Origin of the sequence: Oceanobacillus aidingensis (assembly GCF_042654105.1) — a bacterium.
GTDB lineage: Bacteria > Bacillota > Bacilli > Bacillales > Amphibacillaceae > Oceanobacillus > Oceanobacillus oncorhynchi.
The window spans coordinates 20811-43696 of sequence record NZ_JBHSFT010000008.1; the positions used below are offsets into that span (position 1 = coordinate 20811).

At 36.4% G+C, this 22886-nt stretch carries 41 protein-coding genes; 38 read left to right on the forward strand and 3 right to left on the reverse strand.

Going from position 1 to position 22886, the window contains the following annotated elements; genetic code table 11:
- Positions 1-6 precede the first annotated feature (6 nt).
- Entirely contained in the window at positions 7-1002 is a 996-nt protein-coding gene (locus ACFO3P_RS05635) for a hypothetical protein (RefSeq protein ID WP_379542240.1), read from the reverse strand.
- A 45-nt stretch (positions 1003-1047) separates the two neighbouring features.
- Positions 1048-1440, reverse strand: coding sequence for a helix-turn-helix domain-containing protein (locus ACFO3P_RS05640; RefSeq protein WP_339183240.1), 393 nt, complete (start codon positions 1438-1440; stop codon positions 1048-1050).
- A 161-nt stretch (positions 1441-1601) separates the two neighbouring features.
- Between ACFO3P_RS05640 and ACFO3P_RS05645 the strand changes: the two genes are divergently transcribed.
- The 22 genes from ACFO3P_RS05645 to ACFO3P_RS05750 all read left to right on the forward strand — a co-directional run bounded on the left by ACFO3P_RS05645 (position 1602) and on the right by ACFO3P_RS05750 (position 12168).
- The gene (locus ACFO3P_RS05645) at positions 1602-1826 is read left to right on the forward strand and encodes a helix-turn-helix domain-containing protein (protein WP_339183242.1); all 225 of its coding nucleotides are present in this window, start codon (positions 1602-1604) and stop codon (positions 1824-1826) included.
- Between the two features lie 166 nt (positions 1827-1992).
- The gene (locus ACFO3P_RS05650; protein WP_379542241.1) at positions 1993-2235 is read left to right on the forward strand and encodes a helix-turn-helix transcriptional regulator; all 243 of its coding nucleotides are present in this window, start codon (positions 1993-1995) and stop codon (positions 2233-2235) included.
- Positions 2236-2445: 210 nt separating this feature from the next.
- On the forward strand, positions 2446-3180 hold the full coding sequence (locus tag ACFO3P_RS05655; protein WP_379542242.1) for an antA/AntB antirepressor family protein: 735 nt from the start codon (positions 2446-2448) through the stop codon (positions 3178-3180).
- Positions 3180-3500 carry a hypothetical protein gene (locus ACFO3P_RS05660; RefSeq protein ID WP_379542243.1) on the forward strand — a complete coding sequence of 107 codons (321 nt, stop codon included), beginning with the start codon at positions 3180-3182 and terminating at the stop codon, positions 3498-3500. Before ACFO3P_RS05655 ends, ACFO3P_RS05660 begins: the two co-directional genes overlap by 1 nt.
- A 13-nt stretch (positions 3501-3513) precedes the next feature.
- A complete protein-coding gene (locus ACFO3P_RS05665; RefSeq protein WP_256705833.1) occupies positions 3514-3822 on the forward strand; it encodes a helix-turn-helix domain-containing protein in 309 nt (102 codons plus the stop codon).
- Between the two features lie 115 nt (positions 3823-3937).
- Positions 3938-4201 carry a helix-turn-helix domain-containing protein gene (locus ACFO3P_RS05670; RefSeq protein WP_379542244.1) on the forward strand — a complete coding sequence of 88 codons (264 nt, stop codon included), beginning with the start codon at positions 3938-3940 and terminating at the stop codon, positions 4199-4201.
- A complete protein-coding gene (locus tag ACFO3P_RS05675; protein WP_379542245.1) occupies positions 4198-4440 on the forward strand; it encodes a hypothetical protein in 243 nt (80 codons plus the stop codon). Before ACFO3P_RS05670 ends, ACFO3P_RS05675 begins: the two co-directional genes overlap by 4 nt.
- Positions 4441-4533: 93 nt before the next feature.
- Positions 4534-4752, forward strand: a complete 219-nt coding sequence (locus ACFO3P_RS05680; RefSeq protein WP_193065310.1) for a hypothetical protein — start codon at positions 4534-4536, stop codon at positions 4750-4752.
- A complete protein-coding gene (locus tag ACFO3P_RS05685) occupies positions 4752-4931 on the forward strand; it encodes a hypothetical protein (RefSeq protein WP_379542246.1) in 180 nt (59 codons plus the stop codon). The genes ACFO3P_RS05680 and ACFO3P_RS05685 overlap by 1 nt, the downstream gene beginning before the upstream one ends.
- Before the next feature lie 5 nt (positions 4932-4936).
- Positions 4937-5185: a hypothetical protein gene (locus tag ACFO3P_RS05690; protein ID WP_193065311.1), complete on the forward strand. Its 249-nt coding sequence runs from the start codon at positions 4937-4939 to the stop codon at positions 5183-5185.
- Positions 5151-7127 (forward strand): AAA family ATPase, encoded by a 1977-nt coding sequence (locus ACFO3P_RS05695; protein ID WP_379542247.1) that lies wholly within the window; start codon positions 5151-5153, stop codon positions 7125-7127. The genes ACFO3P_RS05690 and ACFO3P_RS05695 overlap by 35 nt, the downstream gene beginning before the upstream one ends.
- On the forward strand, positions 7128-7268 hold the full coding sequence (locus ACFO3P_RS05700) for a hypothetical protein (RefSeq protein WP_339236825.1): 141 nt from the start codon (positions 7128-7130) through the stop codon (positions 7266-7268).
- 32 nt (positions 7269-7300) lie between these two features.
- A complete protein-coding gene (locus ACFO3P_RS05705) occupies positions 7301-8254 on the forward strand; it encodes a recombinase RecT (protein ID WP_379542249.1) in 954 nt (317 codons plus the stop codon).
- Positions 8254-8955, forward strand: a complete 702-nt coding sequence (locus ACFO3P_RS05710; RefSeq protein ID WP_379542251.1) for an MBL fold metallo-hydrolase — start codon at positions 8254-8256, stop codon at positions 8953-8955. Before ACFO3P_RS05705 ends, ACFO3P_RS05710 begins: the two co-directional genes overlap by 1 nt.
- 18 nt (positions 8956-8973) lie before the next feature.
- Positions 8974-9837, forward strand: a complete 864-nt coding sequence (locus ACFO3P_RS05715; RefSeq protein WP_379542252.1) for a DnaD domain-containing protein — start codon at positions 8974-8976, stop codon at positions 9835-9837.
- Positions 9770-10651 carry an ATP-binding protein gene (locus tag ACFO3P_RS05720; protein ID WP_379542253.1) on the forward strand — a complete coding sequence of 294 codons (882 nt, stop codon included), beginning with the start codon at positions 9770-9772 and terminating at the stop codon, positions 10649-10651. Before ACFO3P_RS05715 ends, ACFO3P_RS05720 begins: the two co-directional genes overlap by 68 nt.
- 2 nt (positions 10652-10653) lie before the next feature.
- Complete coding sequence (locus tag ACFO3P_RS05725) at positions 10654-10824, forward strand: DUF6011 domain-containing protein (RefSeq protein ID WP_379542254.1); 171 nt, start codon at positions 10654-10656, stop codon at positions 10822-10824.
- The gene (locus ACFO3P_RS05730; protein WP_379542255.1) at positions 10814-10978 is read left to right on the forward strand and encodes a hypothetical protein; all 165 of its coding nucleotides are present in this window, start codon (positions 10814-10816) and stop codon (positions 10976-10978) included. Before ACFO3P_RS05725 ends, ACFO3P_RS05730 begins: the two co-directional genes overlap by 11 nt.
- Positions 10978-11250, forward strand: coding sequence for a hypothetical protein (locus ACFO3P_RS05735; protein WP_339183266.1), 273 nt, complete (start codon positions 10978-10980; stop codon positions 11248-11250). The genes ACFO3P_RS05730 and ACFO3P_RS05735 overlap by 1 nt, the downstream gene beginning before the upstream one ends.
- A gap of 12 nt (positions 11251-11262) precedes the next feature.
- A complete protein-coding gene (locus tag ACFO3P_RS05740; protein ID WP_339183268.1) occupies positions 11263-11523 on the forward strand; it encodes a hypothetical protein in 261 nt (86 codons plus the stop codon).
- Positions 11524-11627: 104 nt separating this feature from the next.
- Positions 11628-11933 carry a hypothetical protein gene (locus ACFO3P_RS05745; protein WP_339183270.1) on the forward strand — a complete coding sequence of 102 codons (306 nt, stop codon included), beginning with the start codon at positions 11628-11630 and terminating at the stop codon, positions 11931-11933.
- 1 nt (position 11934) lies between these two features.
- Positions 11935-12168, forward strand: a complete 234-nt coding sequence (locus ACFO3P_RS05750; RefSeq protein ID WP_339183273.1) for a hypothetical protein — start codon at positions 11935-11937, stop codon at positions 12166-12168.
- A gap of 62 nt (positions 12169-12230) precedes the next feature.
- Here ACFO3P_RS05750 and ACFO3P_RS05755 read toward each other — a convergent pair whose 3' ends face one another.
- Positions 12231-12515, reverse strand: a complete 285-nt coding sequence (locus tag ACFO3P_RS05755) for a transposase (protein ID WP_339183275.1) — start codon at positions 12513-12515, stop codon at positions 12231-12233.
- A 138-nt stretch (positions 12516-12653) separates the two neighbouring features.
- Between ACFO3P_RS05755 and ACFO3P_RS05760 the strand changes: the two genes are divergently transcribed.
- The 16 genes from ACFO3P_RS05760 (at position 12654) to ACFO3P_RS05835 (ending at position 22833) form a co-directional block, all read left to right on the forward strand.
- The gene (locus tag ACFO3P_RS05760) at positions 12654-12893 is read left to right on the forward strand and encodes a hypothetical protein (RefSeq protein WP_339236860.1); all 240 of its coding nucleotides are present in this window, start codon (positions 12654-12656) and stop codon (positions 12891-12893) included.
- Positions 12893-13168: a hypothetical protein gene (locus ACFO3P_RS05765; protein ID WP_339236863.1), complete on the forward strand. Its 276-nt coding sequence runs from the start codon at positions 12893-12895 to the stop codon at positions 13166-13168. The genes ACFO3P_RS05760 and ACFO3P_RS05765 overlap by 1 nt, the downstream gene beginning before the upstream one ends.
- Positions 13169-13249: 81 nt before the next feature.
- Positions 13250-13558, forward strand: a complete 309-nt coding sequence (locus tag ACFO3P_RS05770; protein WP_339183280.1) for a MazG-like family protein — start codon at positions 13250-13252, stop codon at positions 13556-13558.
- A 204-nt stretch (positions 13559-13762) separates the two neighbouring features.
- Positions 13763-14299 (forward strand): Holliday junction resolvase RecU, encoded by a 537-nt coding sequence (gene recU, locus ACFO3P_RS05775; protein ID WP_339183282.1) that lies wholly within the window; start codon positions 13763-13765, stop codon positions 14297-14299.
- A 60-nt stretch (positions 14300-14359) separates the two neighbouring features.
- Entirely contained in the window at positions 14360-14554 is a 195-nt protein-coding gene (locus ACFO3P_RS05780) for an XtrA/YqaO family protein (protein WP_379542256.1), read from the forward strand.
- Between the two features lie 31 nt (positions 14555-14585).
- Positions 14586-15467 (forward strand): hypothetical protein, encoded by an 882-nt coding sequence (locus ACFO3P_RS05785; RefSeq protein WP_379542257.1) that lies wholly within the window; start codon positions 14586-14588, stop codon positions 15465-15467.
- A 112-nt stretch (positions 15468-15579) separates the two neighbouring features.
- Positions 15580-16152 carry a hypothetical protein gene (locus ACFO3P_RS05790; RefSeq protein WP_379542258.1) on the forward strand — a complete coding sequence of 191 codons (573 nt, stop codon included), beginning with the start codon at positions 15580-15582 and terminating at the stop codon, positions 16150-16152.
- An 84-nt stretch (positions 16153-16236) separates the two neighbouring features.
- Complete coding sequence (locus ACFO3P_RS05795) at positions 16237-16677, forward strand: DNA-binding response regulator (RefSeq protein WP_379542259.1); 441 nt, start codon at positions 16237-16239, stop codon at positions 16675-16677.
- Between the two features lie 198 nt (positions 16678-16875).
- Positions 16876-17169: a hypothetical protein gene (locus tag ACFO3P_RS05800; protein WP_379542260.1), complete on the forward strand. Its 294-nt coding sequence runs from the start codon at positions 16876-16878 to the stop codon at positions 17167-17169.
- A 12-nt stretch (positions 17170-17181) separates the two neighbouring features.
- Positions 17182-17511, forward strand: coding sequence for a YjcQ family protein (locus ACFO3P_RS05805; protein WP_379542261.1), 330 nt, complete (start codon positions 17182-17184; stop codon positions 17509-17511).
- Positions 17512-17590: 79 nt separating this feature from the next.
- On the forward strand, positions 17591-18010 hold the full coding sequence (locus tag ACFO3P_RS05810; protein ID WP_379542262.1) for a hypothetical protein: 420 nt from the start codon (positions 17591-17593) through the stop codon (positions 18008-18010).
- A gap of 103 nt (positions 18011-18113) precedes the next feature.
- The gene (gene terS, locus ACFO3P_RS05815; protein ID WP_379542263.1) at positions 18114-18767 is read left to right on the forward strand and encodes a phage terminase small subunit; all 654 of its coding nucleotides are present in this window, start codon (positions 18114-18116) and stop codon (positions 18765-18767) included.
- Positions 18764-20089: a PBSX family phage terminase large subunit gene (locus tag ACFO3P_RS05820; protein WP_379542264.1), complete on the forward strand. Its 1326-nt coding sequence runs from the start codon at positions 18764-18766 to the stop codon at positions 20087-20089. The genes terS and ACFO3P_RS05820 overlap by 4 nt, the downstream gene beginning before the upstream one ends.
- A gap of 12 nt (positions 20090-20101) precedes the next feature.
- Positions 20102-21562: a phage portal protein gene (locus tag ACFO3P_RS05825; protein ID WP_379542265.1), complete on the forward strand. Its 1461-nt coding sequence runs from the start codon at positions 20102-20104 to the stop codon at positions 21560-21562.
- The gene (locus ACFO3P_RS05830) at positions 21552-22478 is read left to right on the forward strand and encodes a minor capsid protein (protein WP_379542266.1); all 927 of its coding nucleotides are present in this window, start codon (positions 21552-21554) and stop codon (positions 22476-22478) included. The genes ACFO3P_RS05825 and ACFO3P_RS05830 overlap by 11 nt, the downstream gene beginning before the upstream one ends.
- 178 nt (positions 22479-22656) lie before the next feature.
- Positions 22657-22833, forward strand: coding sequence for a hypothetical protein (locus ACFO3P_RS05835; RefSeq protein WP_379542267.1), 177 nt, complete (start codon positions 22657-22659; stop codon positions 22831-22833).
- Positions 22834-22886: the final 53 nt, after the last annotated feature.

The following is a 22886-nucleotide window of genomic DNA, read 5'->3' on the forward strand; positions in this document are numbered from 1 at the left end:
TTTTAATTACTCTTTTTCAAACCAAACTGATAATGTCAATTCTGATGACTGATTTTCTAATTCATTAAAAATCGTAACTTTATAACCTGATTCACTGAAATTATATTGATTACGTCTTTCGTCAAGTGTTTCTGACATAGCAACTACTAAACTATCATTATTTATTCCCAAGACTTCTCCAACAAAAAATAGAGAAGAAAATGCATTTCCTGATTCATTATCAACTACCCCTACAGCAAAGCTATTTATTTCATTGTCGCTGTCATAAGCAACTCTTATCACATAATCATCCGAAGAGTGTAATACTTGAGATGTTCCGAATTCAGTTTCTTGTCTATCTTCAAAGGAATTTGGATCGAGTAATTCAAAACCATCTAACTGTGAACCGTAGCGGTTATATTCTTCGATGAAATCTTCTAACTCTTCATTTACTTGTTTATCTAATTGACCTTTATCATTACTTTCAGATTCATCTACTTCACTAAAATCTTCTGATACTCTTGCTATTGTAGGAGGGAGTTCTTTATCAAGGTAATTACGGGCTATTACACCTACCATATATCCAATTTCTCCAGATGCATTAGAAAGAGCTTCAAAATCATTATCATCAAGATACTTCTCAGAAGCCTCTTTCACAAAATCGGCAACTTCTACAACTTCTTTAGTTAAAGGGTCCTCAGAATTAAAATTTTTCTCTATATCTTTAATGGCAGTATCTATATTATCTATTCCTTCTGTCAAAAGTTGTTTTATCTCAGCTTCTCCGTCACCATCAGTAAGGTAAGAAATATTTAAAGAACTCTTTGTAATCTCCTCTAAATAATATAACGCATCCCTTTTACCCATTTCCTCTGTATTCGCTTCTTCACTATTTATTTCTGCAGCAACCTCTTCGGTTCGAGATCCGTTATTTTCTTCCTCAGAAGTATCACCTTCAGAACTATCATCGCAAGCCGCGAGAAGCATCGCCATTCCTATCAATAAAAATAAGTATTTCTTCAAATAATCGACCCCTCAATTAAATATTATCTATATCAAAGCCATTCTCTATTTCTTTTGGCTCTTTTTAAACTTAATGTATTCATATACTTCTTTCATTTCCTCAGCAGTGAATGATTCTAAATCCTTGAACATTAAATCTACATCCGGATATTCTGTGGCTATTTTGTCTTTATAATAATCAAGTCTTCTATTCGCTCTACCGGATGCTTGTAAATATTGGAATGATTCTGGAGTGTCTGTTCTTCCCAGTAAGTAATCAGTAGTTACTTCCAAATGATCAGCTATATCAGCTATTAAATCAGGGTCAGGTTTAGTTTTTCCTGTTTCATATCTCGATAATTGATAAGGAGTCACCCCAAGTACTTTCGCCAATTCATTTTGTTTTATATTCTTTTTGTCTCTTGTCGCTCTAATTCTTTTTCCTAATATATTATCCAAAGCCTTCTCCTCCAAGCTTTAAGTTATACCTAATATATCATTTTTGCAGTTATTGCAAATATAAATTGCAAAATATGCATTAAAACTATTGACATTGCAAAAAATGCAATATATAATTTGGTTAACGAATTGCAAAAAGTGCAATAGAAAGAGGTGATTAAATGAAGAAAGTAAATCTGAAAAAAATAAAAGATATACGTAAAAATAAAGGTTTATCCCAAGAAGATATGGCGAATTTATTAGGATTAAAATCTCTTTATCCATATCACAGAAAAGAGTCAGGAGCGCAAAAATTTTCCGCCGAAGAGATTCACGCTATAGCCAATTACTTCGATTTACCAATTGAATATTTTTTTGATGATGAACTTGCAATTAATGCAATTTAACACATCGTCATCACATCCAAGCAACAACATCTAAAGGAGCGGAGCATGCCACGACGTATCAAAAGCGATACTGAGCAGCGCCAATAGGTAACGCCATAACGTTAGGTGCTGTTGCTTGGGTGTGATAAGCCAAAGCGATGTGAACAAATCGTATAGGAGGTGCAAAATGAAAAAATCAAAACCACCAAGTCTTGAATATCACAGTATCAAAGGTCCGAAAAGAACCAGATTGATTCAAGAGAGAAAGAAGAAAAAACTTTCTCAAAAGGAATTAGCTAAGATTATCGGTTGTTCGGAAGCGACTATTTCATATCTAGAAAACGGACGAATGAAACCGGGATTAGAAATATCACTTTCATTACAAGAAATATTTGATCTGAATTATGAAGAAATTTTTCCTGATTTATAAAAAGTGCTTGACAAGCATTTGTTGCTAAATATCCATTTATGGAAATATTTTCTGGGAGAAATACAACTGAATAAAACTGTATGAAAATAAAATTGAAAATAATGGTAAATGCAAAAATCAAATAAAACTAGATAAAACAATTTGTAACGCAAATTGGAAAATACCCCATTTGTTAAGTTGTAAATAGAACAAAAAACAGGAGGTAATTTTATGAACCAATTAAAAACAATCGCAAATGAAATGTTGCCTGTGTATGAAAATGAATCCGGTGAAAAGTTAGTGAGTGCAAAAGAGTTGCATACTCAACTTTTTAGCAAACAGAAATTCACAGATTGGATTAAACGCCGCATTGATAATTATGGATTTGTTGAAGGAGAGGACTTTTTCATAACTTTAGGAAAAAGTACAGGTGGTAGACCTTCAACTGAATATTTACTTCTTATTGATACCGCAAAAGAAATTGCGATGGTCGAGAACAACGAACAAGGGCGAGCAATTAGAAAATACTTCATTGAAGTTGAAAAACGTTCGAGAGTAAAACAACCAAAATCACAAGCTGAAATGATGTTAATGTTCGCTGAACAATTTGTGAATCAAGAAAAAGAAATCAAGCAAATTAAACAAGATAACCAAACTTTAAAACATCGGATGGACAACTACGATAATTTGGATACTGTCGGTGATTTACAACAAAGATTAAATAAGATGATACAAAAATACGCTGGTCAAAATGGAATTTCTTATTCAACTGCATGGAGGGATTTTAGAAAATCATTCAACACAGCGTACAGAACAAACTTAAAGATGTTAATTACCAATTATGCATTAAAACACAATTTGAAAAGCTTATCAGCACCACAATATCTATCTATAGTCAATCGTTTAGAGGACGGAGTAAGAGTTGCTGATAAGATGTTAAACCAATCAAAAAGAGAGGTTATTTAATGTCAAAAATCAAACAATTTAATTCATTTCAAACTAGTTATAAAAAGTTGCAAGAAAGCCTGGATACTATCACTACTAAAATAAATGTTGAATATTATCACTATGATTTCCAAAGTGAACCATTTCTTCATATAGAAGCATTTGTTGGCATGGTGAAGTTAGAGTTTGTTGAAGACTACGATCAAGTAATATCTATCTTTACACCAGAAGCAACGCTAGTTTTTACAGAAAACAATTATCATACAAACCTATCAAATGATGCTGTAGTATTCGCATCTAAAAACGATGAAGAAACCTACTGCACCATTACATTCATATAAAGGAGTGACCTAAATGACTCAAGAAATCCAAGAACTTGAAGCCAGACTATTTGAGGAAAGATTGAAAGAACTGTGCAGACGAGCTTATAACCAAGGTCTTGATGATGCACGTACTAATCAATCTTATCCTCCAATGTTCAAAAAAGAAGATGTTGCAGACTATTTTCAAGTCTCTAAAGCATCTGTGGAAAACATCATTCGTATGAGTGGTTTCCCGAAATCAAAAATTGTGAACGCAAGATACCCAAGAGATGAGGTGATCAAGTGGGCGAATGCGTCCGAAAACATCGAGCGTGTAAATCTATTAAAACAAGCAAACTAGAAACCAACTGAGGGATTGGTTAATTACATTATAACTCTATTAACCTATCAATGCGGTTCGCTATCGGAACATTCTGTATATGTTCGTATTGCGAACATGAAGGGAGGTGTGAGAAGTGGAGATACCTGCAGCTTTAACCAAGATGCGTAAAGAAGCCAAATTAAAACAGACTTGCATGGCTAAATTAATGGGGATGACCCGAAGCAATATAGCCAAATTAGAGACTGGGAGGATTCAAACGAAGGCCGAGGATTTACTCAAATGGTGCAAGATAACCAATAATCCGGAAATGCTTATGGTTTTATATGCAGCCGTCGATATTGCCACAACATCAGCACCGTTAATCACAGGTTTTATCAAATTAGGAGGGTTTATATGATAAACATTTTCGAAAGATTCCAAAAAGAAAAGGATTGCTACAAGTATTGCCGAGAACAAGAAGCAGCGGCTTTGAAAGAGTGCGATATTCCATCAGCTATTGCTTATGCAGAGAACGCAACTAGATCACTAAGAGAAATCAACAAGATTGAATCATACATCAAAGAATTAGAACAAATCAAAATCGTAGTTGTGGCTATTGAGCAAGATCATTACGATTTCATGGAGTCCCGGATATGAGCGAACGCATTATCAAATGGTTGTACAGGATAGGTTTTGTAGGAGCAATGACGTTTTTGTACTACATGATGATTAACGTATAGGAGGTTGGTTATGAGAGCTTATATCAATGTTTGGGATAAGACGTACCCAGTTGGAGTGATTAGTTGGTTTAACGACGGAAAAATTTCGAGCGTAGCGTTCATCGAAGAAAACGGTGTGGCCATAACTATTTTCCATTCGGATGATATCAGCACAGAAAAAGAAATGGTATTGATTGATGGTGTCTACCACGCAGATTTAAACAAACGCATTACATGGGAGGAATTATGATGAAAATCAAAGCAGGAGCTTGGCTATCACTTAACAGCCGGCAAAAACAAATCGTTTTGAAGTTATGGAATGAAAGAAATGAAAGACGAACAAAAGAAAAAAGCACCTCTGCCAAGGCGCTTAAAAAAATTACATTCAAAAAATATCTATACGCCTATTATAAGGCGTTCGGGAGGTAAATGCAATGAACCGTTTCGTACAGATGTACAAGAACAAGATTGCAGAAGGAAAAGACATTGACCATGCGTTCGTCTCTGTGGCAAGTGATATCGCTTATTTAGGAAGCATCGAGGATTTACAGAAGGTTGAAGAAGCCCATTCAAAAGATTTCATAGAAAGTGTTGATCTTGCAATAGAGGATTTAAGGAAAGCAATTAAATATACAGGAGGTACAAAAAATGAAAACAATCAAATTAATCTCATTAATGCTTAGGAACTTTAAAGGAGCCAAAGATGTCACTATCACGTTTGACGGCAACACAGACATCTATGGAGCAAATGAATCCGGAAAAACCACCACTGTAGATGCTTGGACATGGCTCCTATTTGATAAAGACAGCCAGAATCAAAAAAAATTCGATATTAAAACGCAAGATGAATCAGGTAATACAATTCATGGACTGGAGCATGAAGTTACTGCAGTGATTGAAGTTGATGGTAAACGAACTGAATTAAGCAAAATCTATATGGAAAAGTGGACAAAAAAGCGCGGTCAAGTAACCAAAGAATTTACCGGTCACACAACTGATTATGCAATTGATGGCGTTCCGTCCAAGAAAGGCGAATATGAAGCATTTATCAAAGATTTAATCGATGAAGAAAGCTTTAAAAAGATTACTAATCCAACTTATTTCAACGAGCAATTGCACTGGAAAGAACGCCGGGAAACACTTTTAACAATCGCCGGCGATGTAAGTGATCAAGAGGTTATTGCTTCAAATGAAAAACTGGACAGACTGTCTGAATTACTCGAAGGAAAATCCATTGAAGATGTCCGGAAAATCATTGCTGCCAAAAGAAAAGAAATCAATGAGGAACTAGAACGCATTCCGGTGCGCATTGATGAAATCAATCGAAACATGCCCGACACAAGCGATTTAAAGGAATCAGATATTAATAGTCAGCTAGAGCAATTAAACGCTGATATCGAAGCTAAAAACGAGCAAATCAACAGCATTCAGAGTGGCGGTGAAGTCAGTAAGTTAAAAGCGCAGATTAGCGACATTGATTTGAAGCTATCACAAGTCAAAAATCAGCATGAACAAGATAACCAACAGCTGGTGTACAAGCATAAAGCAAGTCTGCAAGAAGCTGATTCAAACGCAAGTATCGTGCAGTCAAAAATCATTAATGCCGAAGCGAGAAAGGCATCAAACGATGACCACATTAAATCTTTGAATGAGGATATGAAGCAATGGCGTGAAGATTGGACAGAGGTAAATAAAAAGCAATTTGAGCATACGGGAGACTGCAACTGCCCCGCATGTGGTCAAGAACTGCCGGAAGAACAAATCAATGAAGCGAGAGATAAGGCAGAAAAGCAATTCAACGCTAAAAAATCTAGTGATCTTGAATCTATTGTTAAAAAAGGTTCTGCTGCAAAAGACAAGGTAGCGACATTAAGCCAAGAAAACGAATCAATAAACAATGAATTGGAAAATCTTAATAAGCAACTCGAAACAGCAAAAAAAGCAATTGTGACTTATAAAAGCAAGGTTGAAAGTGCAGAAGAATTAGCTATTCCATTAACCGAAAACAGCGAATATAAGAAGCTGTCAGAGGAAAAACAACAGCTGTCTGAAAAGGTATCTCAATCGCAAAACAGCGTAATGGATGAAGTGGAAAAGGTACGACAAGAGATTACTCCACTGAAAGAAAAACAGAAAGAATTACAAGAGCAATTGAGCAGCATCTCGCTTTCTCAAAAAGCGAAGGATCGTATTAAAGAACTGGAACAACAGCAAGAACAACTGGCAGGAGAATTCGAACGCCAAGAAGAAAAACTTTATCTATCTGAGGAGTTCATTAGAACCAAGGTCAACTTACTTGAGGAAAAGATCAATAACGAATTTTCCATGGCGAAATTCAAGCTGTTTAATCAGAACATCAATGGCGGCTTAGAAGAAACGTGTGAAGTGATGTATAAAGGCGTGACCTACAGCAATTTAAACACTGCTGCAAAGGTTAATATCGGCTTGGATATTATTAATCGTTTGTCAGAACAGTACGGCGTGAGCGCTCCAATCATGTTCGACAACGCTGAGGCTGTTACGGATTTAATCGACAGCCAAGCGCAGATTATCAGATTAGTAGTATCTAAAGCAGACAAAAAATTAAGGGTTGAAAATACCAAAAAAGAAAGTGTGGCTGTTTAAATGATGAATTGCAAAGATTGTGATGGCGAAGGGATTATTTATGAACTGATTGTTGTACCAACTCCCAATGGGCCGTTAGAAACATATGAAGAAGCCGAATGCGAAACGTGCGAAGGCGCTGGAGAAGTTGAATCATTATAAAAAATAAATATTAGAAATGGAGATTGATACTCATGGCAAATAATAATCAATTAGCACTTATAAAAAAAGATACAGTCGATGTAGTGGCAACAAAAGTTAAACAATTCCAGGAGGCAGGGGAATTACATTTCCCTGCTAACTACAGCCCGGAAAACGCAATGAAGAGTGCTTGGTTAATACTGCAGAACACGGTAGACAGAAATAAAAAGCCGGCTTTAGAGGTTTGCACAAAGGATTCAGTTGCTAACGCTTTGTTAGACATGGTAGTTCAAGGTCTAAATCCAAATAAGAAACAGGGGTACTTTATCGTTTACGGAAATCAACTGACATTCCAGCGTTCTTATTTCGGGACTATGGCTGTAACAAAACGTGTAGCAGACGCCAAAAATATTGATGCAGCAGTTATCTATGAAGGCGATGAAGTGGACTACGAAATGGTGAACGGACGTATTAAAAACCTTTCTCATAAACAGAAGTTCGGAAACATTAACAAAGAGAACGTCATCGGAGCTTACTGCATTATCGATTTTGGAAATGACGATGTTTATACCGAATTAATGACAATTGATGATTTACGTAAAGCATGGAGCAAAGCGCAATTCTGGGGAAAAGATCAAGCCAAAGAGAAAAAAGGCTCCACACATGATGAATTCAAACAAGAAATGGCAAAGAAAACAGTTATAAATCGTGCTTGTAAAAAGTATTTGAATTCAAGTGATGATAGCAGTTTGGTTATGCAGCATTTCAATAAACAGGATGAACGGATCGATGAAGCGCAGGCTCAACAAGAAATTTCAGAGAATGCCAATAAAGATTATATCGATGTTGAATACAGCGAGGTTCAGGAAGAATCGCAACAAAAGTCAAAGCAAGCTGTAGAACCAGCTCCAGAAAAAGAAACAGAATCTAATGCAGAACAATCACAAGAAGAACCAAAGCAAATGACGTTAGATGAACAACCGGCAGATAACGGAGTGCCATTCTAATGATTGAAATAAAGACACTTGCAACCGGCAGTAAAGGAAATTGCTATTACGTAACAGATGGCGAAACTCCCTTGCTGTTGGAGGCAGGGATAAATTTCAGGGATATACGGATTGCATTAGATTTTAAAACTAGAGATTTAGCAGGTTGCTTGGTAACACATGAGCATGGTGATCATTCCAAGTGCGTTAAAGATGTTGCCAGAGCAGGCGTTGATGTTTATATGAGCCATGGCACTGCAGATGCTTTAAATATTGATAACCACCGAATCAAACCAGTAAGAGCGAAGGAATCTTTTCAATTAGGAACATGGCAAATCATGCCGTTTGAAGTAGAACATGATGTTTCTGAACCAATGGGATTTCTGCTTGCAAATAAGTCGGGGGACAAGCTTTTGTTTGCCACTGACACTTATTACATTCGATACAAATTCAAAGGGCTTACGCACCTTCTTATTGAGTGTAATTACAGCAAAGAAATATTAGACAAAAATATTGCTGCTGGAATAGTACCAAAAGTAATGAAGAAAAGACTTATTCAGTCGCACATGAGCCTTGAAAATTTAAAGGATATGCTGGCAGCCAATGACCTATCAAAAATACAGGAAATACACTTGCTGCATTTATCGGATAGTAACAGTGACGAAGCGTTATTCAAGAAAGAGATACAAGAACTTACTGGAAAATTAGTTTATATAGCTTAATAAGGAGAAGTGATCCAAATGACTAAGGGGGCTTTCCAAGTCAGTAGGGAGATATTCGAAAATGAAATATGGTCAGATGTCGTGAAGTTCAGGATATTCTTTTACATTCTTGGGAAGGCAGTCTTCTCTCAAGACGGAATAGAACAAGCTGGAATCCACCTTGAGAGGGGGCAATACCTGCGGTCATTAAGAAACCTGCAAGATGATTTGTCTTACCGAGAAGGTAGAGGAAACGCCGTTAAAAAGTATCCTTTAACGACAATTCAAAGGAAGATTAAATCACTTGAAAAAGAAGAGAGAATAACAACGAAATCAACAGAATATGGAACACTCTTCACCGTCGTCAATTACTCGTTATATCAAGGTTTAGAGAACTATAAAAAAGGTTCAGTGGAACAGCAACGGAACAGTGATGGAACAGCAATGGAACAACGATGGAACAATAATAAGAATGTTAAAGAATGTAGTAAGAATGATTTATTTAGTAGTAGTAGTAGCGAAAACGACTTTTCCGAAGTGATGAATTTCTATCAACAAAATTTGCAAAAAGGAATATCAGATACTCCATATAACTATGAGCTGATTAATCAATGGTTTGATGAATGGGATAAAGATGTCCTTCTTGCTGCAATGAAGGTAGCTGCCAAGGCAGAAGCAAAGGGTGTCAATTTCACAGAAGGTGTCTTAAAGAAATGGAAAGATGCTGGTGTGGAAACCATTGAAGATGCCAGAAGATACGAAAAAGAATTCAAGTCGAACAGTAAACAATACAAAAATAACGTGGTCCAAATTCCTAATTATGGTGGTGATGACGATGGACAAGGTAGCAAAGGAGATGCAAAACCTTCTGGAGAATTCGGGGATGTCCAACTCTATAAATAAACCGGATCCGTTAATCTGTGAGGACTGCAAAGAAGAAAGGCCGATGACGCAAGTAAAGCATCCATTCAAAGATGAATTGCGCTGGGTGCATTGTGCCTGTCCTTGCAAGATAAAACAGATGGAGGACTTTGACCGGGAGCAGAAAACCAAAGAAAGGCGCATTCGAATCAACAAGATATTGCGTTTAAGCAGCTCCATGGAAGATATCAAAGCGATGACCTTCCAGAATTACAAAAGGCGTAAGGGTTCCGAGAACGCTCATGAAGAAATCGCAAAAGCCCTTAGAAACTTTGGAGACAGCAAAGAAGGAGTATTCATCTTTGGTGAAACAGGTAACGGAAAAAGTCATTTAACTGCTGCAGGAGGAAATGAATTAATCAAGCAAGGCTATGCAGTCATATTCATTACTGAAAAAGACTTGTTTAGTAGATTGCTAGCTACAAAGAATTTCAAAAATGAAGAGTCCTTTCACGAGATTATGGGAGCCTGCTTGGATGCAGATTTACTCATTTGGGATGATTTCTTGAGCAGCCAACGATTAAGTAACGATGAAAAAGACTGGATGTTTCAGATTATCAATGGCAGAGAGCGTGCTAATAAGCCGATTTGGTACACATCAAATCTAACACCAGCAGAATTCGAAAGTGATGCTACAGCATACAAATTTGATGACAAAGGCAGGACTTGGTGGCGGATCATCGGAAATAATAATTGCGTATTCAATAAAGCAATGAACTATCGTAAATCGCAAGCCTTGGCTAAAGCAATGGGAATATCGGTTGAAGAATACGAGCGAAAAGCAGGAGGGTCTTAAGCATGAACCAATGCACACGCTGCAACCGAAAGCTGATTGATAAAAAGAGCATCGAACGAGGGTATGGATCTGTCTGTTATAAAAGACATTTGAAAGAGCAGGCGGATGCAGAGTTTGAACGGAATCAATTAACCATAGATGAAATTCCAGAGGAGGCGCAATATGTTTCATGACATGAAATCAGTAATGATATTTGACACAAACGATACGGACGAGCAGACAAACGCTGAATGGGCTAGATGGTGGCAGGATAACAAGAGTGCTGTTGGGGATAAGGCAGTGCCAGGAGTACAGGAAACACAAAAATATCTTAGGAGGTATGCGTGATGCTGAAAATGTTTGTATTCGGTGAAAATGACGATGTTATTACATGGGTTGCTGCTGAAACCCAAGGACAGGCAATTGATTTATATGAAAATATAATAGGAGACGAGATTGCTCATTGGTTTAATGATCTTAATGAATATGCAAGAGAAATGGATCCGGATGAAATGATGACCTATTATCATGACGGCAAAACTCCAGAAAAAGATACAATTCAGAACTTAATCAATAAATATTGTGATACTCCAGATATATTTGCAACTAGTGAATTTTAGGAGGTGCAACTAATGGGAGTAGTTAAGTTCAAGACGAACGGTAAGCATGTGCCGATGCTGAAACAAACAGGAAACGTAAGGATCGTGCACGAGGATAAGGAATTCGCATTTTATGAAGATCAATTAGACCGAATCGCTAATGATTGGAACAACGGAATGCGTATGGAGGATTTAGCGGAACAAGAAGGTCGGCTGCCACTTGAAATATTATTTGCCCTAACAGAACTAGCAGAGGAAGACAGGATAACTCGACCGATGGGTTATATCTATTGAAATTAGTAACGAGAGATACCTTATTTAAAGAGATTAATAGATTTGAGACTAAATATATACAAATATGTAAAACGTCTCAAATTAACCAAATGGAGGGTTATTTCATGACAACCAAAGAAAAGAAAGAATCACATGTTTTCATTCAAATCGATAACTGTCGTGTTGTTGGATATGACGAAAGAAATGTACTGGTCGAGAGGAACGAATTAACAAAAGACCCACGCACAAAAGAAGAAAAGTACAGATGGAGAGTTAAAGGCTATTATGCCTCTATCAGACAAGTGTTGTATGGAATCTTAAATAAAGAGAAAGAGTGGCTGATTGACGAAAATGCAGTGAGCGACTTAAATAGCTACTTAAAACAGGTAGAGGAATCAAACCAAAAGTTACTGGATGCATTGGAGGGATAGCATGAAACAAAAGATATTAGATGCAGGGTTAGCTGTTTTATTGGTTAGTGCTGTTATTGCAATGTTTGTTATGGCTAACGAAGTCAAAGAAGTACATGCAGAGAATGAACAATTAAAGCAAGAGAACGCAGATTTGCTGCTAGATAAAATCAATCTGGAAATCGATTTAGAAAATGCTTTGGATGCTTATTGGCAGTTGAATAATCAGTTAGAAAGAAAACAGGGTGCTGATTAGCATTAAACATCTAACTTCATAAATGTTCGAGGGATTAATCAAATTAGGGGAAAGATAAATTACTATCTTTCATCTAATGTCAAAATCAATAATCTGTAAATAGTGAATAACCCAATGTAAGCACCAGTTATTAGGAAAAATGGATTAAGAAAAACGCTATGAATTGCAGTCATGAATACAGTGTCATCAATTAAAACTTGCCGAATGGATACTGCTGCAATAACACCGAAAATAACTGCTGATATTGCAGCAATGGCGTTAAAAGCTATTTGAAATTTCTTGCTTCTATTCTTTAGATAAAGCATAAGAATCGGGCAAATAATGGATCCAGTTAATATAATTACCAAAATGTCACTCCTTTAACGATAGATATATGATGCTGTGTTAGTTAGTTTTGCCAAAATATATAGGATTAATCAAATATAGGACAATACGTTTGAATGGAAGTGAATCGTGATGGAGGAAGCGTTGAGAGGAGAATCGGAATGATACCACTAAAAAAATACGGGCGATTAGAAGTTGGGATGACAATTATTGATTCAAACGGGATTGAAGCTACTGTGGAATCAATTGGAGAAGGTGGTCTAGTTAAAGTTAACGGTCAGATGTTTGTGTGGGATTGGGAAAGGTTGCATCCTGATGTGATGGTTAAAGAGACGGCGGCTGAACGGGATGAGAGATTGAGAAGCAAGGTTGTTGAACAGCCACAAGCGAGTTGGTTCTGATGGCAAGAGGAAGACCAAAAGGATATAAACTGCAGAAAGTAACAGAGTACGCCATTTATATCGGTGATGAATTTCAGTTTACGGGAACAGCAGAGGAATGTGCTGCAAGATTAGGTGTCAAACCGGAAACAGTACAATGGTATGCAACTGAAAGTTATAGAAAGCGAATGGAAAATGCGAAATTCGGCGATCCGATTGTTGCTGTGAATGTAGGAAGGTGGGAGCAAAATGAAGAAAATTTATGTCAAATAAACCACCAAGAAAACGCACGATGACAATGTATTGATTATTGTCAAAACGTATCACAGCAAGGTTCGTGATTATGATTATGTGATTTTTAGATAGGGGGAGAAGGAATGAATTTAGACGATTTAACAGGATTAATTGCAGTATGGGCATTGGATAAAGGGCTAGAGGTCGCTGAACCAGAAAAGCAAATGCTTAAGTTGATGGAGGAAGTAGGAGAATTGGCGCAAGGTTTAGCCAAAGGAGATGATTATAAGATAATCGATTCTATAGGTGATGTTTATGTAGTCCTTACAATTTTGTCAATGCAGTTAGATTTAAGAATTGAGGATTGCATCGAGCAAGCTTATGTGGAGATTGCGGACAGAAAAGGAAAAATGGTAAACGGCGTATTTGTTAAAGAGGAGGACTTGCAATGAGCGACATTATACACGCTGGAATGGACAAATATATCCGTAAGGTATGGACTTGCCAATGAGAGCTATTAGCATTGTTAAACATGTTGATAAATTCAAATGTCTGGAAATGTGCCGGAACAAGGAAGATGAGGGGTTTATCTGTGTTAGACCTATGCAGCACAATTTTAGCTGGTATGAGGCTGTTTATGTAAAAGAGGTGGTTAAGTGAACCAAGGCAAACGAGGAATGGCGTTAGAAAACATGATTGAGTATTCCAACAAAATTTATAAAAACAAGGGTATCGCTCTTATTGATAAAGTACCTACGCCATGGAGTGTTAGCTACAACAAGAAAAACGGCAGAGTAGCCAGAGCATTCCCGCAAAAGAAAGGTACAGTTGATTTTATAGGAGTAAGCCATGGGCGATCAATTGCATTTGATGCAAAAAATACAAAGGAGCGTACACGATTCCCTTTATCGAATGTCGAACAGCATCAAGTAGATTATTTAACTAGGCATCAAGACCAAGGCGGAATATCATTCTTCATCATTTATTTCGAGAAGCACCAAGAAGCTTATTTAATGCCGATAGACAAGTTTGTTGAGTGGTGGGAGGGTCAAACCCAAGGAGGCAGAAAAAGCATTCCCTACGACTGGTTTGCAGTTAATGTGAATGTAATTCAGACCAAGAGGGGCGTTCCGTTGGATTATTTAGGAACGATAGATAAAGAGATTAACAGGGCATTGGAAGGTGTTAAGTAGTGGAAACAAGCAAAGTAGAAATCAATCTGAGGGAAGATGCAGTTCTAGGGGGTAAAAATTATGTCGCAAAATATTGATATATCTAGTACAAATAGACTGGAAGTTGATATAATGGAAATACCAACCAATTGTGTAATTGTTGTCAGTGGAGGAAAGGCGAAAATTAGAGAGCTTCCTTTACACGGTGAATATAAAATCATCACACATCAAGGGAAAATCAAAAGAATGAGAAAGGAAGAAGGTGAAGTTTTTTAGTATTTTCTTCCTGACTTAATGGGGGAGAAGTATGACTGATAATCAAATTTTAACTTTCAAAATTAGTGGAGAAGAATTTAATAAAGGATATAACTTGTACCATCTTAATAAAGGATTGAGTAATTTCCATGCTTTAATAGATAAAGCCTATTTAATAAAAGAAAATAAAAGTAAGATGACTGACAAAGATAGGGATAAATTACAAATAAAAGCTTTTAACATTAGAGAGGGATCGTTTGAAGCTGACTTAGCTATACATCTTGTAGGGATTAGTATGTCATTATTACCAGCGTTTCCTACATTAAGTCCGACAGAATTATGGGATCTTGTTACAAGAGGATATAATTATTTGAAAAAGATACTTGAGTTAAATGGTCAAGGCATAGATATTAATGTAAATACCACTGGTGATCAATATGGAAATATAAAGGTAAATGTTTACAATGGGAATGGAGAAATTTTGATTGAAGAATCTCCTCAAGTTACAGCATACGCTTCTCGTTCACAAAAAACTTTTGAAGAAATATCAAGGAGTATTAATCCGAAAAGAGGAATAGACTATTTGACAGTTTTTGATAAAAACAATTTTGAAAATAGTATAAGAGTGGGAGCTGAAGAAAAAGTGATTTTTGAAAACCATAAAAGAATAGAGCCAAATGCCATAGAATTTAAGGGATTTATAACAAAAAGTAACTCCGAGAACTTTACAGGAAAGCTTAAAGTTTTAAGTACTTCAGATGAATTAGATTTAGGAGATTATAACTTTGAGTTTGCAGTAAAAAATAATCCTGATAAATTAAGAGAAACATATTTAACGGAAAAAACCTTTTATGCATATAAGGAAACATCTTTAAATGCAGGAACTCTAGAAAGAAAGGTGTCAAAATTAAAAATAATTGAAGTTGCTGATTAATAATAGGAATTGTTTTAACTGCAATTAGAGAGCTTACTACTTTTAGTGAGTTTAAGATAGTTACACATCAGGAGCAGGTAAAGACAATGAGGAAGGAAGAGGAGGAGGAGATTTGAAAAGTTATTTTTTAAATTTGATTACCGATTCTAGTTTTATAGGAGCTTTATTAGGTGCCGTTATAACCGGTTTGATTGCAATTTATGTTATGAATAGAACTAATGTAAATAATAGGAAACAAGATAAAAAGAAAGCCTTAAATGAATTTCTAAAAGAATCGTACTTTTTACTATATTCAGTAGAAGGGCTAATTAAACATACTAATGCCTATGTTAAGTACCAAAAAGAAGAGGAAGCGATAAAGAGAGCAGATACTGGACCTGATCCTAATTCAGAACTAGTGGATATCCGACACGCTAAAAGATTAAATGAAGCAGATATTGCTGGTTTTTTAAGTAAGATTAAAAATGTAGATAAAAATTCATTCACGAGAGATACTTTTGATATATATTTGGAGATTTTAAGTGTTACAGAAGGTCAAGTAGAGTATTTTTGGAAGCGAAGTCTAGAAATAAATGTTGGTGGAGTTGGAGATATTTTAGAAGAAGCAATTAAGGAACTAATTGCACTTAAAAATACTCTTGAACAAAAACATAAGGAAAAAGAAAAGGAGTATAGTTCTTTATAGTTCTACCAGCTAACTGGAGGACATCAAGTAACGCAATAAAGCGTTATTTGGTGTCTTTTTTATTTTAATGAGGGGGGCATTCATATGAACAGCAAGCAAATTGAAGAAACACTGAGGGATTATAGCTGGATGTTGAATGAGATTAAAAGACAAAGGCAGCTGATGGATTATGAGGGTGGTAATATGGTGGCTCAATCCGGAATCGAATCAACTATGCCAAAATCGAAAGGAGGTACCAGCGATCCGATTGCACTGGAAGTGATTAGACGTGACAAGAATAGCAAATGGCTGGATAAGTTAGAAACTAAAGTGTTGTTTATTCAAAAGAGAATCCACCTTATTACCGATGAGAGGGAAAAAGCAGTGTTGGAATGCATGTTGGATGGGCTGAGTATGAGCGCAATTAGTCAACATATGGGACTATCACGCAGGCACATTTATAATATCAAAGAATCTATCGTGAACAGGATTGCACACTTTGCACACTCTGCCCAACATATGACAAATAATAAGCAGTGCGTGTAGAATGGGAGGCAGGACGGCGTGGCATACAGTAACGGTATTAAGATTTGCTACGCCATAAGCACTTACGTGCTCTTATTTGGGACCAGGCGCATTTCCTTACGAGGGATGCGCTATTTTATTGAGCAATATAAATATTATGTAGTATATTAGCAAACATGCCTTTTTTCAGTGTATTATAGAGTTGAGGAGGCGAATTGGATGTATAGAAAATTAAAAAATGCTTACAGCATCTCTGATGAAAAAGAAATCCCCTTTATAGATGGATGGCTTGAAGTGAATAATAATAGAGAAATTAAATCATGGAAAGTAACGTTAGTTATCATTGAAAATGGGAAATTCTTTTCTGCACATATGAGAAATAGAATAGAGCTAAATTTTAAATTTTTAACTGATGAAGAAGAAGAATTGCAAGGAAGAGTCTTTGTGAACCATATTACTACTGGTAATGCAGGTGTCTACATAGAATTAATTGGGAAAAGTCCATTAGATTAGGGGGTTAGATAAATGAGTAAAGGCAATAAAGATATCATTTTGGCTATACTAAAATACTTAAATGATTCAATGGATGAAGAAAAAATAGATTTTAGCAAAGTTAATGAAAAATCTTTAGATGTTTCGTACCCAAGGTATTGCCGAGTGTTAACGATGATGGTGGATGAAGGATTAATATCCGGTTTAGCTCCTATCACTTTTATGGAAAGTACTTATACCGAGTACAAACCGGTCAGTCCGATAATTACATTAAAAGGTATTGATTATTTAGAAGAGAATAAATTGACCAAAAGAGCCTATGCGTTTTTAAAAGAAAAAAGAGAATGGGTTCCAGGTATGTGAAATTCTAAAATAATAAGAAGTAAGCAGGAATACCGTCTCCTTTTGGCGAATTAAGTTATTAAAAAGGGGGCATAAAATTATGAACGAAGCATGGTTAGTTGAATTGAATGGTTCTGTTAATAATATCGAAAGAAGAAATGGTGTAAATGATACAGATACTCTTGGTTTTATAGAAGATTTTAAAAGAATGAAATTGGATGAAGGGATTAAATGTTATTTTTTCAAAGGAATTGGTGAAAAAGCAGAATTAATTTTGTACTTCTTTTATGATTCCAGACTAATTCAAGTGAGTTTTGATGAAGGGGATTATATATTAAAAGCTACAAATTATAATCAAGTATCCTCAATTGAGCTAATAGCTTCTTGGCATGATAAAAATGATAAGAAGCTAAATATATCTTTAAATAAGGAACCGATTATTTTGGATTCCAATAAAAAAGAAAAACAAGCTAAAAATATTGAAGAAATATATCTTCAATTATGTAATCAAGCAATATGAAAAACATAAATGAATACTAAAAAATAAATGGCATCCTTCCGAGGGTGCTTTTTCTTATGTCCAAAACAAACTTAATTACAAATGGAGGCGGTGAATATGTGATATGCAAAACGAACCCCATGCAAACAATTTGTGTGGAGCAAAAACAAGAAGTGGTGAACCATGTAAAAATAAAGCAATGGCTAACGGTCGTTGCCGAATGCATGGAGGAAAATCAATTGGAGCTCCACCGGCTAAATTAAAAAAGAATACCAACTCCAAAAAGCATGGTCTCTTTGCTAAGTATTTACCGCAAGAAACAATGGAAATAATGAATGACATCGAATCCATGGGACCTGCAGATATATTGTGGATGAACATTAAAATGCAATTTGCTTCAATTGTTCGCGCTCAACAAATTATGTATGTCGAGGATATAAATGATCGAACGGAGACCCTAAAAAAATTAAAGGTTGAGAACATCGAGACAAGAGAAGGTCATACGCAAATACCAATCGAAAAAGAATATGAGATAGAACAGGCGTGGAATAAACAGGCTACCTTCATGCAGTCGCTCAGTCGTTCAATGGCAGAGTTGAGGAACATGCTTAAGCAATTCAGAGACATGGCTTATGAAGATGATATCCGACTTCTTGAAATCGAGAAGATGGAAGTAACAATCGATAAAGCTAAGGCTGAAACGGAAAAGCTATCCAGTGATGATGGAAGTAACCAACCAATTCAAATCATGATTAAGCGAAAAGGTGATACATCATGAGCGCAGCACCTTTTGAACAAGTGGAAAAAGAAGTTAATCCTCATTTCGAGGATTTTTTATTTGATTGGAATCAAAAGTTTCAATTGCTGGTTGGTGGATATGGATCCTCTAAAAGCTACCATGTTGCACTTAAAATCATTTTAAAGCTAGTAGAAGAAAAAAGGACAGCATTGGTTGTTCGTGAAGTCTATGAAACTATCAGGGAATCATGCTTCTCTTTGTTTGAAGAAATCATTGAAGAAATGGAGTTAGCCGATAAAATAAAAATGGTTGTTTCTCCAATGCAAATACGCTTTCCGAATGGCAGCAAGATAATATTCAAAGGGATGGATAAACCAACCAAATTGAAATCAATAAACAACGTATCACTTATATGGTTGGAAGAGTGTTCGGAAATTAAGTATGCAGGGTTTAAAGAATTAATCGGTCGCTTGAGGCATCCGACATTACCATTGCATATGATTTTATCTACTAACCCGGTGGATGAAGGTAACTGGACTTATTCACATTTTTTTATCAAGAACAAAGGCCAAAGTGATGAAGTGTTGTTCCTGGATGATGAAGATTTATATAAAGAGCGCACAATTGTTGTTGGAGATACTTATTACCATCACTCTACAGCTGATGATAATTTATTCTTGCCTGAATCCTATGTGCAAGAACTTGAAAATACAAAAGTTTATGATCTAGACCTTTACAGAGTAGCGCGTGAAGGTCGTTTTGGTGTGTCCGGAACCAAAGTATTACCTAAATTCGAAAGCATGCCACATGACGAGGTTATGAAGCAAATTAACGCTATTAGAAAGCCGATATATAAAGCTGGTATGGACTTTGGCTTTGAAGAATCTCACAATGCTTTGTTGAGAATGGCCGTAGATGATAAAGAGAAAATCTTATACATCTATTGGGAATATTATTCCAACCATAAAGACGATCCGGAGATATTTGATGATTTAAAAGAGTTTGCTAGAACAAAGGAAAGAATCAAGGGTGATTCCGTAGAGCCTAAAACCATTTACTACTTGAAAAAGAAGGGCTTGAACATTACTGGGGCATACAAACCAAAAGGTTCAAGGCTTCAAAATACCAAGAAGGTTAAAAGGTTCCATAAAATCATTTGCTCTGATAAGTGCAAGAACACCATCAGAGAATTAAAAAGCCTTACTTACAAGAAAGACAAGCAAGGCAATACGATATATGACGAATTCAACATTGACCCACATACTTTCAGTGCTATTTGGTATGGGTTGGATGATTATGAAGTTGTTGATTTGAAAGACCACAAGCAAACTTACAAAGCGATTCAGTCGCTTGGATTGTAAAGGAGGGATGACATGGCAAATAAATCAAAACAACGTTTCCCTGATGAAGCAAATGAACATTTCACTTATGAGAGTGCAGAGAAATTACTTGATAATATGGAACACTTACAACAGATGATAGAGCAGCATAAAAAAGTGCAGCGTCCAAGGCTCCAAACGCTGCAAAACTATTTTAAGGGCAACAATGAAACAATTTTGAAAGACAATCGGCGTAGAGAAGAACACCTTGCTGACAACAGAGCAGTGCATAATTTTGCGAGATACGTTAGTACATTCATTCAAGGATATATGGTCGGTATCCCTCTTAAAACAATACATGATGATGAAGATGTATCAGAGCGTATCAGAGATATGAACCGTATCAATGATGCTGACGAACATAACAGTGAATTGGTACTTGACCAATCTATTTATGGCCGAGCCTATGAATTACTCTATCGCGGTACCGATGATGAATATCACTTCACGCATGTTGATGTATTGAATACTTTTGTCATCTATGATGAAACAGTGGAACGTAAATCAATTGCTGGGGTTCGTTACTTTAAGAGTAAATATTCAGATGAAGAGACGATATTACTCTATACTGATGAAAAAAATCTTAAGCTAGGTTATGAGGATGGCAGTAAACTTCAAATCGTTGAGCCTCAGACGGATGAAGAAAGGCAGCGAGAAATTAATAATTTCCAAGGCATCCCAATCATCGAGTACGAGAATAACAAGTTTAGGCAGGGCGATTTTGAGGACGTGTTGGCTCTTATCGACATGTACGATGGAGCGCAGTCTGACTTAGCCAATTACTCACAGGATTTAAATGATGCCATGCTAAAGATTATAGGGAATTTGGATTTAGAAGTAGAAGAAGCGAAAGAAATGAAAAAGAATAATATCATTTTCCTTAAAACAGAGCCAAACGCAGATGGTAGAGAATCGACTGCTAACGCTGATTACATCTACAAGCAGTACGATGTACAAGGATCTGAATCATATAAAACGCGCATAGCCAACGATATTCATTTATTCACTGCTACCCCTAATTTAAGTGATGAAAACTTTGCTGGCAATATGTCGGGAGAGGTCATGAAGTACAAGCTATTTCTCATGGAGCAAAAGCGTGCAGCTAAAGAACGACGTTTTAAGCGTGCTTTGCGTGAACGTTATCGATTGATAAGTAACATGATGAAGACAGCTAGTGAAGGTGAGATTGATGTATCCAAATTAAATATTACCTTTACAGAAAACTTACCGAAGAATATCGAAGCTGAAATGAAATGGTTTACCGATGCTGGTGGTCAGTTGTCTCAAAAAACAATGATTAGCCAGTTATCATTTATCGAGAACGCCGATGAAGAAATAGAACAACTTGAGGAAGAAGAAAAACAGCGCCCTATCAATCAACCGCAATATGATTTTGAAGAGCATCAGCATCAGAATTCACAAGAGCATGAAGAAGTGACCGGCGATGGCGAATAATTATTGGCGCCGCAGAGAACAAGAACACATCCGCAACCAAATCAGGAACGATGCTGCAATTGCCAGGCGAATCAGAGCCAATCAAGAAGCCGCGCTGGAAGAAATAGAACTACTCATACAAGCCTTCTATTCTCGATATGCGAGTAAAGAAGGTATTTCTATGTCTGATGCTAGAAAACGTGTCAGAAAGGCTGATGTTGAACGATACGCTAAGAAAGCGAAGCGATATGTGAAGGAAAGAAATTTTACTTCAACTGCCAATGAGGAAATGCGCCTCTATAATGCCACAATGCGCATCAACCGTCTTGAAATGTTAAAGCATGATATTCGTTTAGAGATTATCGCTATGGCCAGTGAAGAGGAAAAAATAATAGATGAAACATTGACCGAGGCGGCAAGAGCGGAGTATGAAAGGCAGTCAGGAATTTTAGGTGAGACAGTAACAGCAAACGCTAAGAAGATTGATACGATTATCAATACCTCTTTTCAGAATGCTACATGGTCAGAACGTTTGTGGAGCAATCAAGATGCACTACGATTGGAAGTTGAAAGGCAATTGAACCGCGGAATTGTTCAAGGATTGAATCCAAGGGAACTTGCCAAAGAACTTAGGAAGACCATTGATTCCAGTATCAGTAATTCTGAGCGTTTAATGCGGACTGAAATGGCTAGAGTACAAAGTGATGTATTCAAAGATAGCCTTGATCAAGCTGATTTCGAGCAATATGAGTTCATTTCGGAACCAGATGCTTGTCCTGTTTGCATAGCGTTAGATGGCCAGGTATTCAATAAGTCTGAAATGGAGATCGGTACAAATATGTACCCAATGCATCCAAATTGCCGTTGCTCTACTGCTGCATACATGGACCGAGAAGCTTTGTGGGAAGAAATCGAAGGGAGAGAGGAGCAACAATGATGTGGGAATTTATTTGGGAATTTATAACTGAGTTTCTGATCCCTGTAATCATTATGACGTTTATACTCTATTCAAGTTGGAACGGAATGGAACTTAGAACAGGGAGATTTGAAGTGAAATTACACCCTCTTAAACGTTTCTTCAAGAGAAAACAGGATGATGATGGGAGATAAAATATATGGATAAGCAAGAAAGATATTTAAAAAGTATTGCTGATAGCTTGAGCAAGCTAGTAAAACTGAAGGAAAAAGAAGTTAAACTGAACACCATAAGAGAGCATCATAAATTTGGTGATATTGACCCAGAAGCCTTGACAGTTCTTTCTGAGGCGATTAAAGGAGGAGATGCGAAATGAAACACAAGTTCAAATTATTCTCATTAGACGTAGAATCTTTCTACCATAACCAG

Coding starts and splice junctions, on each gene's coding strand:
- ACFO3P_RS05785 (WP_379542257.1), top strand. CDS start 14,586: ATGACTGATAATCAAATTTTAACTTTCAAAATTAGTGGAGAAGAATTT.
- ACFO3P_RS05800 (WP_379542260.1), top strand. CDS start 16,876: ATGTATAGAAAATTAAAAAATGCTTACAGCATCTCTGATGAAAAAGAA.
- ACFO3P_RS05705 (WP_379542249.1), top strand. CDS start 7,301: ATGGCAAATAATAATCAATTAGCACTTATAAAAAAAGATACAGTCGAT.
- ACFO3P_RS05735 (WP_339183266.1), top strand. CDS start 10,978: ATGCTGAAAATGTTTGTATTCGGTGAAAATGACGATGTTATTACATGG.
- ACFO3P_RS05795 (WP_379542259.1), top strand. CDS start 16,237: ATGAACAGCAAGCAAATTGAAGAAACACTGAGGGATTATAGCTGGATG.
- ACFO3P_RS05830 (WP_379542266.1), top strand. CDS start 21,552: ATGGCGAATAATTATTGGCGCCGCAGAGAACAAGAACACATCCGCAAC.
- terS (WP_379542263.1), top strand. CDS start 18,114: ATGCAAAACGAACCCCATGCAAACAATTTGTGTGGAGCAAAAACAAGA.
- ACFO3P_RS05810 (WP_379542262.1), top strand. CDS start 17,591: ATGAACGAAGCATGGTTAGTTGAATTGAATGGTTCTGTTAATAATATC.
- ACFO3P_RS05710 (WP_379542251.1), top strand. CDS start 8,254: ATGATTGAAATAAAGACACTTGCAACCGGCAGTAAAGGAAATTGCTAT.
- ACFO3P_RS05765 (WP_339236863.1), top strand. CDS start 12,893: ATGGCAAGAGGAAGACCAAAAGGATATAAACTGCAGAAAGTAACAGAG.
- ACFO3P_RS05700 (WP_339236825.1), top strand. CDS start 7,128: ATGATGAATTGCAAAGATTGTGATGGCGAAGGGATTATTTATGAACTG.
- ACFO3P_RS05770 (WP_339183280.1), top strand. CDS start 13,250: ATGAATTTAGACGATTTAACAGGATTAATTGCAGTATGGGCATTGGAT.
- ACFO3P_RS05690 (WP_193065311.1), top strand. CDS start 4,937: ATGAACCGTTTCGTACAGATGTACAAGAACAAGATTGCAGAAGGAAAA.
- ACFO3P_RS05650 (WP_379542241.1), top strand. CDS start 1,993: ATGAAAAAATCAAAACCACCAAGTCTTGAATATCACAGTATCAAAGGT.
- ACFO3P_RS05720 (WP_379542253.1), top strand. CDS start 9,770: ATGGACAAGGTAGCAAAGGAGATGCAAAACCTTCTGGAGAATTCGGGG.
- ACFO3P_RS05740 (WP_339183268.1), top strand. CDS start 11,263: ATGGGAGTAGTTAAGTTCAAGACGAACGGTAAGCATGTGCCGATGCTG.
- ACFO3P_RS05675 (WP_379542245.1), top strand. CDS start 4,198: ATGATAAACATTTTCGAAAGATTCCAAAAAGAAAAGGATTGCTACAAG.
- ACFO3P_RS05835 (WP_379542267.1), top strand. CDS start 22,657: ATGGATAAGCAAGAAAGATATTTAAAAAGTATTGCTGATAGCTTGAGC.
- ACFO3P_RS05780 (WP_379542256.1), top strand. CDS start 14,360: ATGTCGCAAAATATTGATATATCTAGTACAAATAGACTGGAAGTTGAT.
- ACFO3P_RS05745 (WP_339183270.1), top strand. CDS start 11,628: ATGACAACCAAAGAAAAGAAAGAATCACATGTTTTCATTCAAATCGAT.
- ACFO3P_RS05695 (WP_379542247.1), top strand. CDS start 5,151: ATGAAAACAATCAAATTAATCTCATTAATGCTTAGGAACTTTAAAGGA.
- ACFO3P_RS05825 (WP_379542265.1), top strand. CDS start 20,102: ATGGCAAATAAATCAAAACAACGTTTCCCTGATGAAGCAAATGAACAT.
- ACFO3P_RS05820 (WP_379542264.1), top strand. CDS start 18,764: ATGAGCGCAGCACCTTTTGAACAAGTGGAAAAAGAAGTTAATCCTCAT.
- ACFO3P_RS05805 (WP_379542261.1), top strand. CDS start 17,182: ATGAGTAAAGGCAATAAAGATATCATTTTGGCTATACTAAAATACTTA.
- ACFO3P_RS05750 (WP_339183273.1), top strand. CDS start 11,935: ATGAAACAAAAGATATTAGATGCAGGGTTAGCTGTTTTATTGGTTAGT.
- ACFO3P_RS05680 (WP_193065310.1), top strand. CDS start 4,534: ATGAGAGCTTATATCAATGTTTGGGATAAGACGTACCCAGTTGGAGTG.
- ACFO3P_RS05760 (WP_339236860.1), top strand. CDS start 12,654: ATGATACCACTAAAAAAATACGGGCGATTAGAAGTTGGGATGACAATT.
- ACFO3P_RS05685 (WP_379542246.1), top strand. CDS start 4,752: ATGAAAATCAAAGCAGGAGCTTGGCTATCACTTAACAGCCGGCAAAAA.
- ACFO3P_RS05730 (WP_379542255.1), top strand. CDS start 10,814: ATGTTTCATGACATGAAATCAGTAATGATATTTGACACAAACGATACG.
- ACFO3P_RS05725 (WP_379542254.1), top strand. CDS start 10,654: ATGAACCAATGCACACGCTGCAACCGAAAGCTGATTGATAAAAAGAGC.
- ACFO3P_RS05645 (WP_339183242.1), top strand. CDS start 1,602: ATGAAGAAAGTAAATCTGAAAAAAATAAAAGATATACGTAAAAATAAA.
- ACFO3P_RS05715 (WP_379542252.1), top strand. CDS start 8,974: ATGACTAAGGGGGCTTTCCAAGTCAGTAGGGAGATATTCGAAAATGAA.
- ACFO3P_RS05660 (WP_379542243.1), top strand. CDS start 3,180: ATGTCAAAAATCAAACAATTTAATTCATTTCAAACTAGTTATAAAAAG.
- ACFO3P_RS05665 (WP_256705833.1), top strand. CDS start 3,514: ATGACTCAAGAAATCCAAGAACTTGAAGCCAGACTATTTGAGGAAAGA.
- ACFO3P_RS05655 (WP_379542242.1), top strand. CDS start 2,446: ATGAACCAATTAAAAACAATCGCAAATGAAATGTTGCCTGTGTATGAA.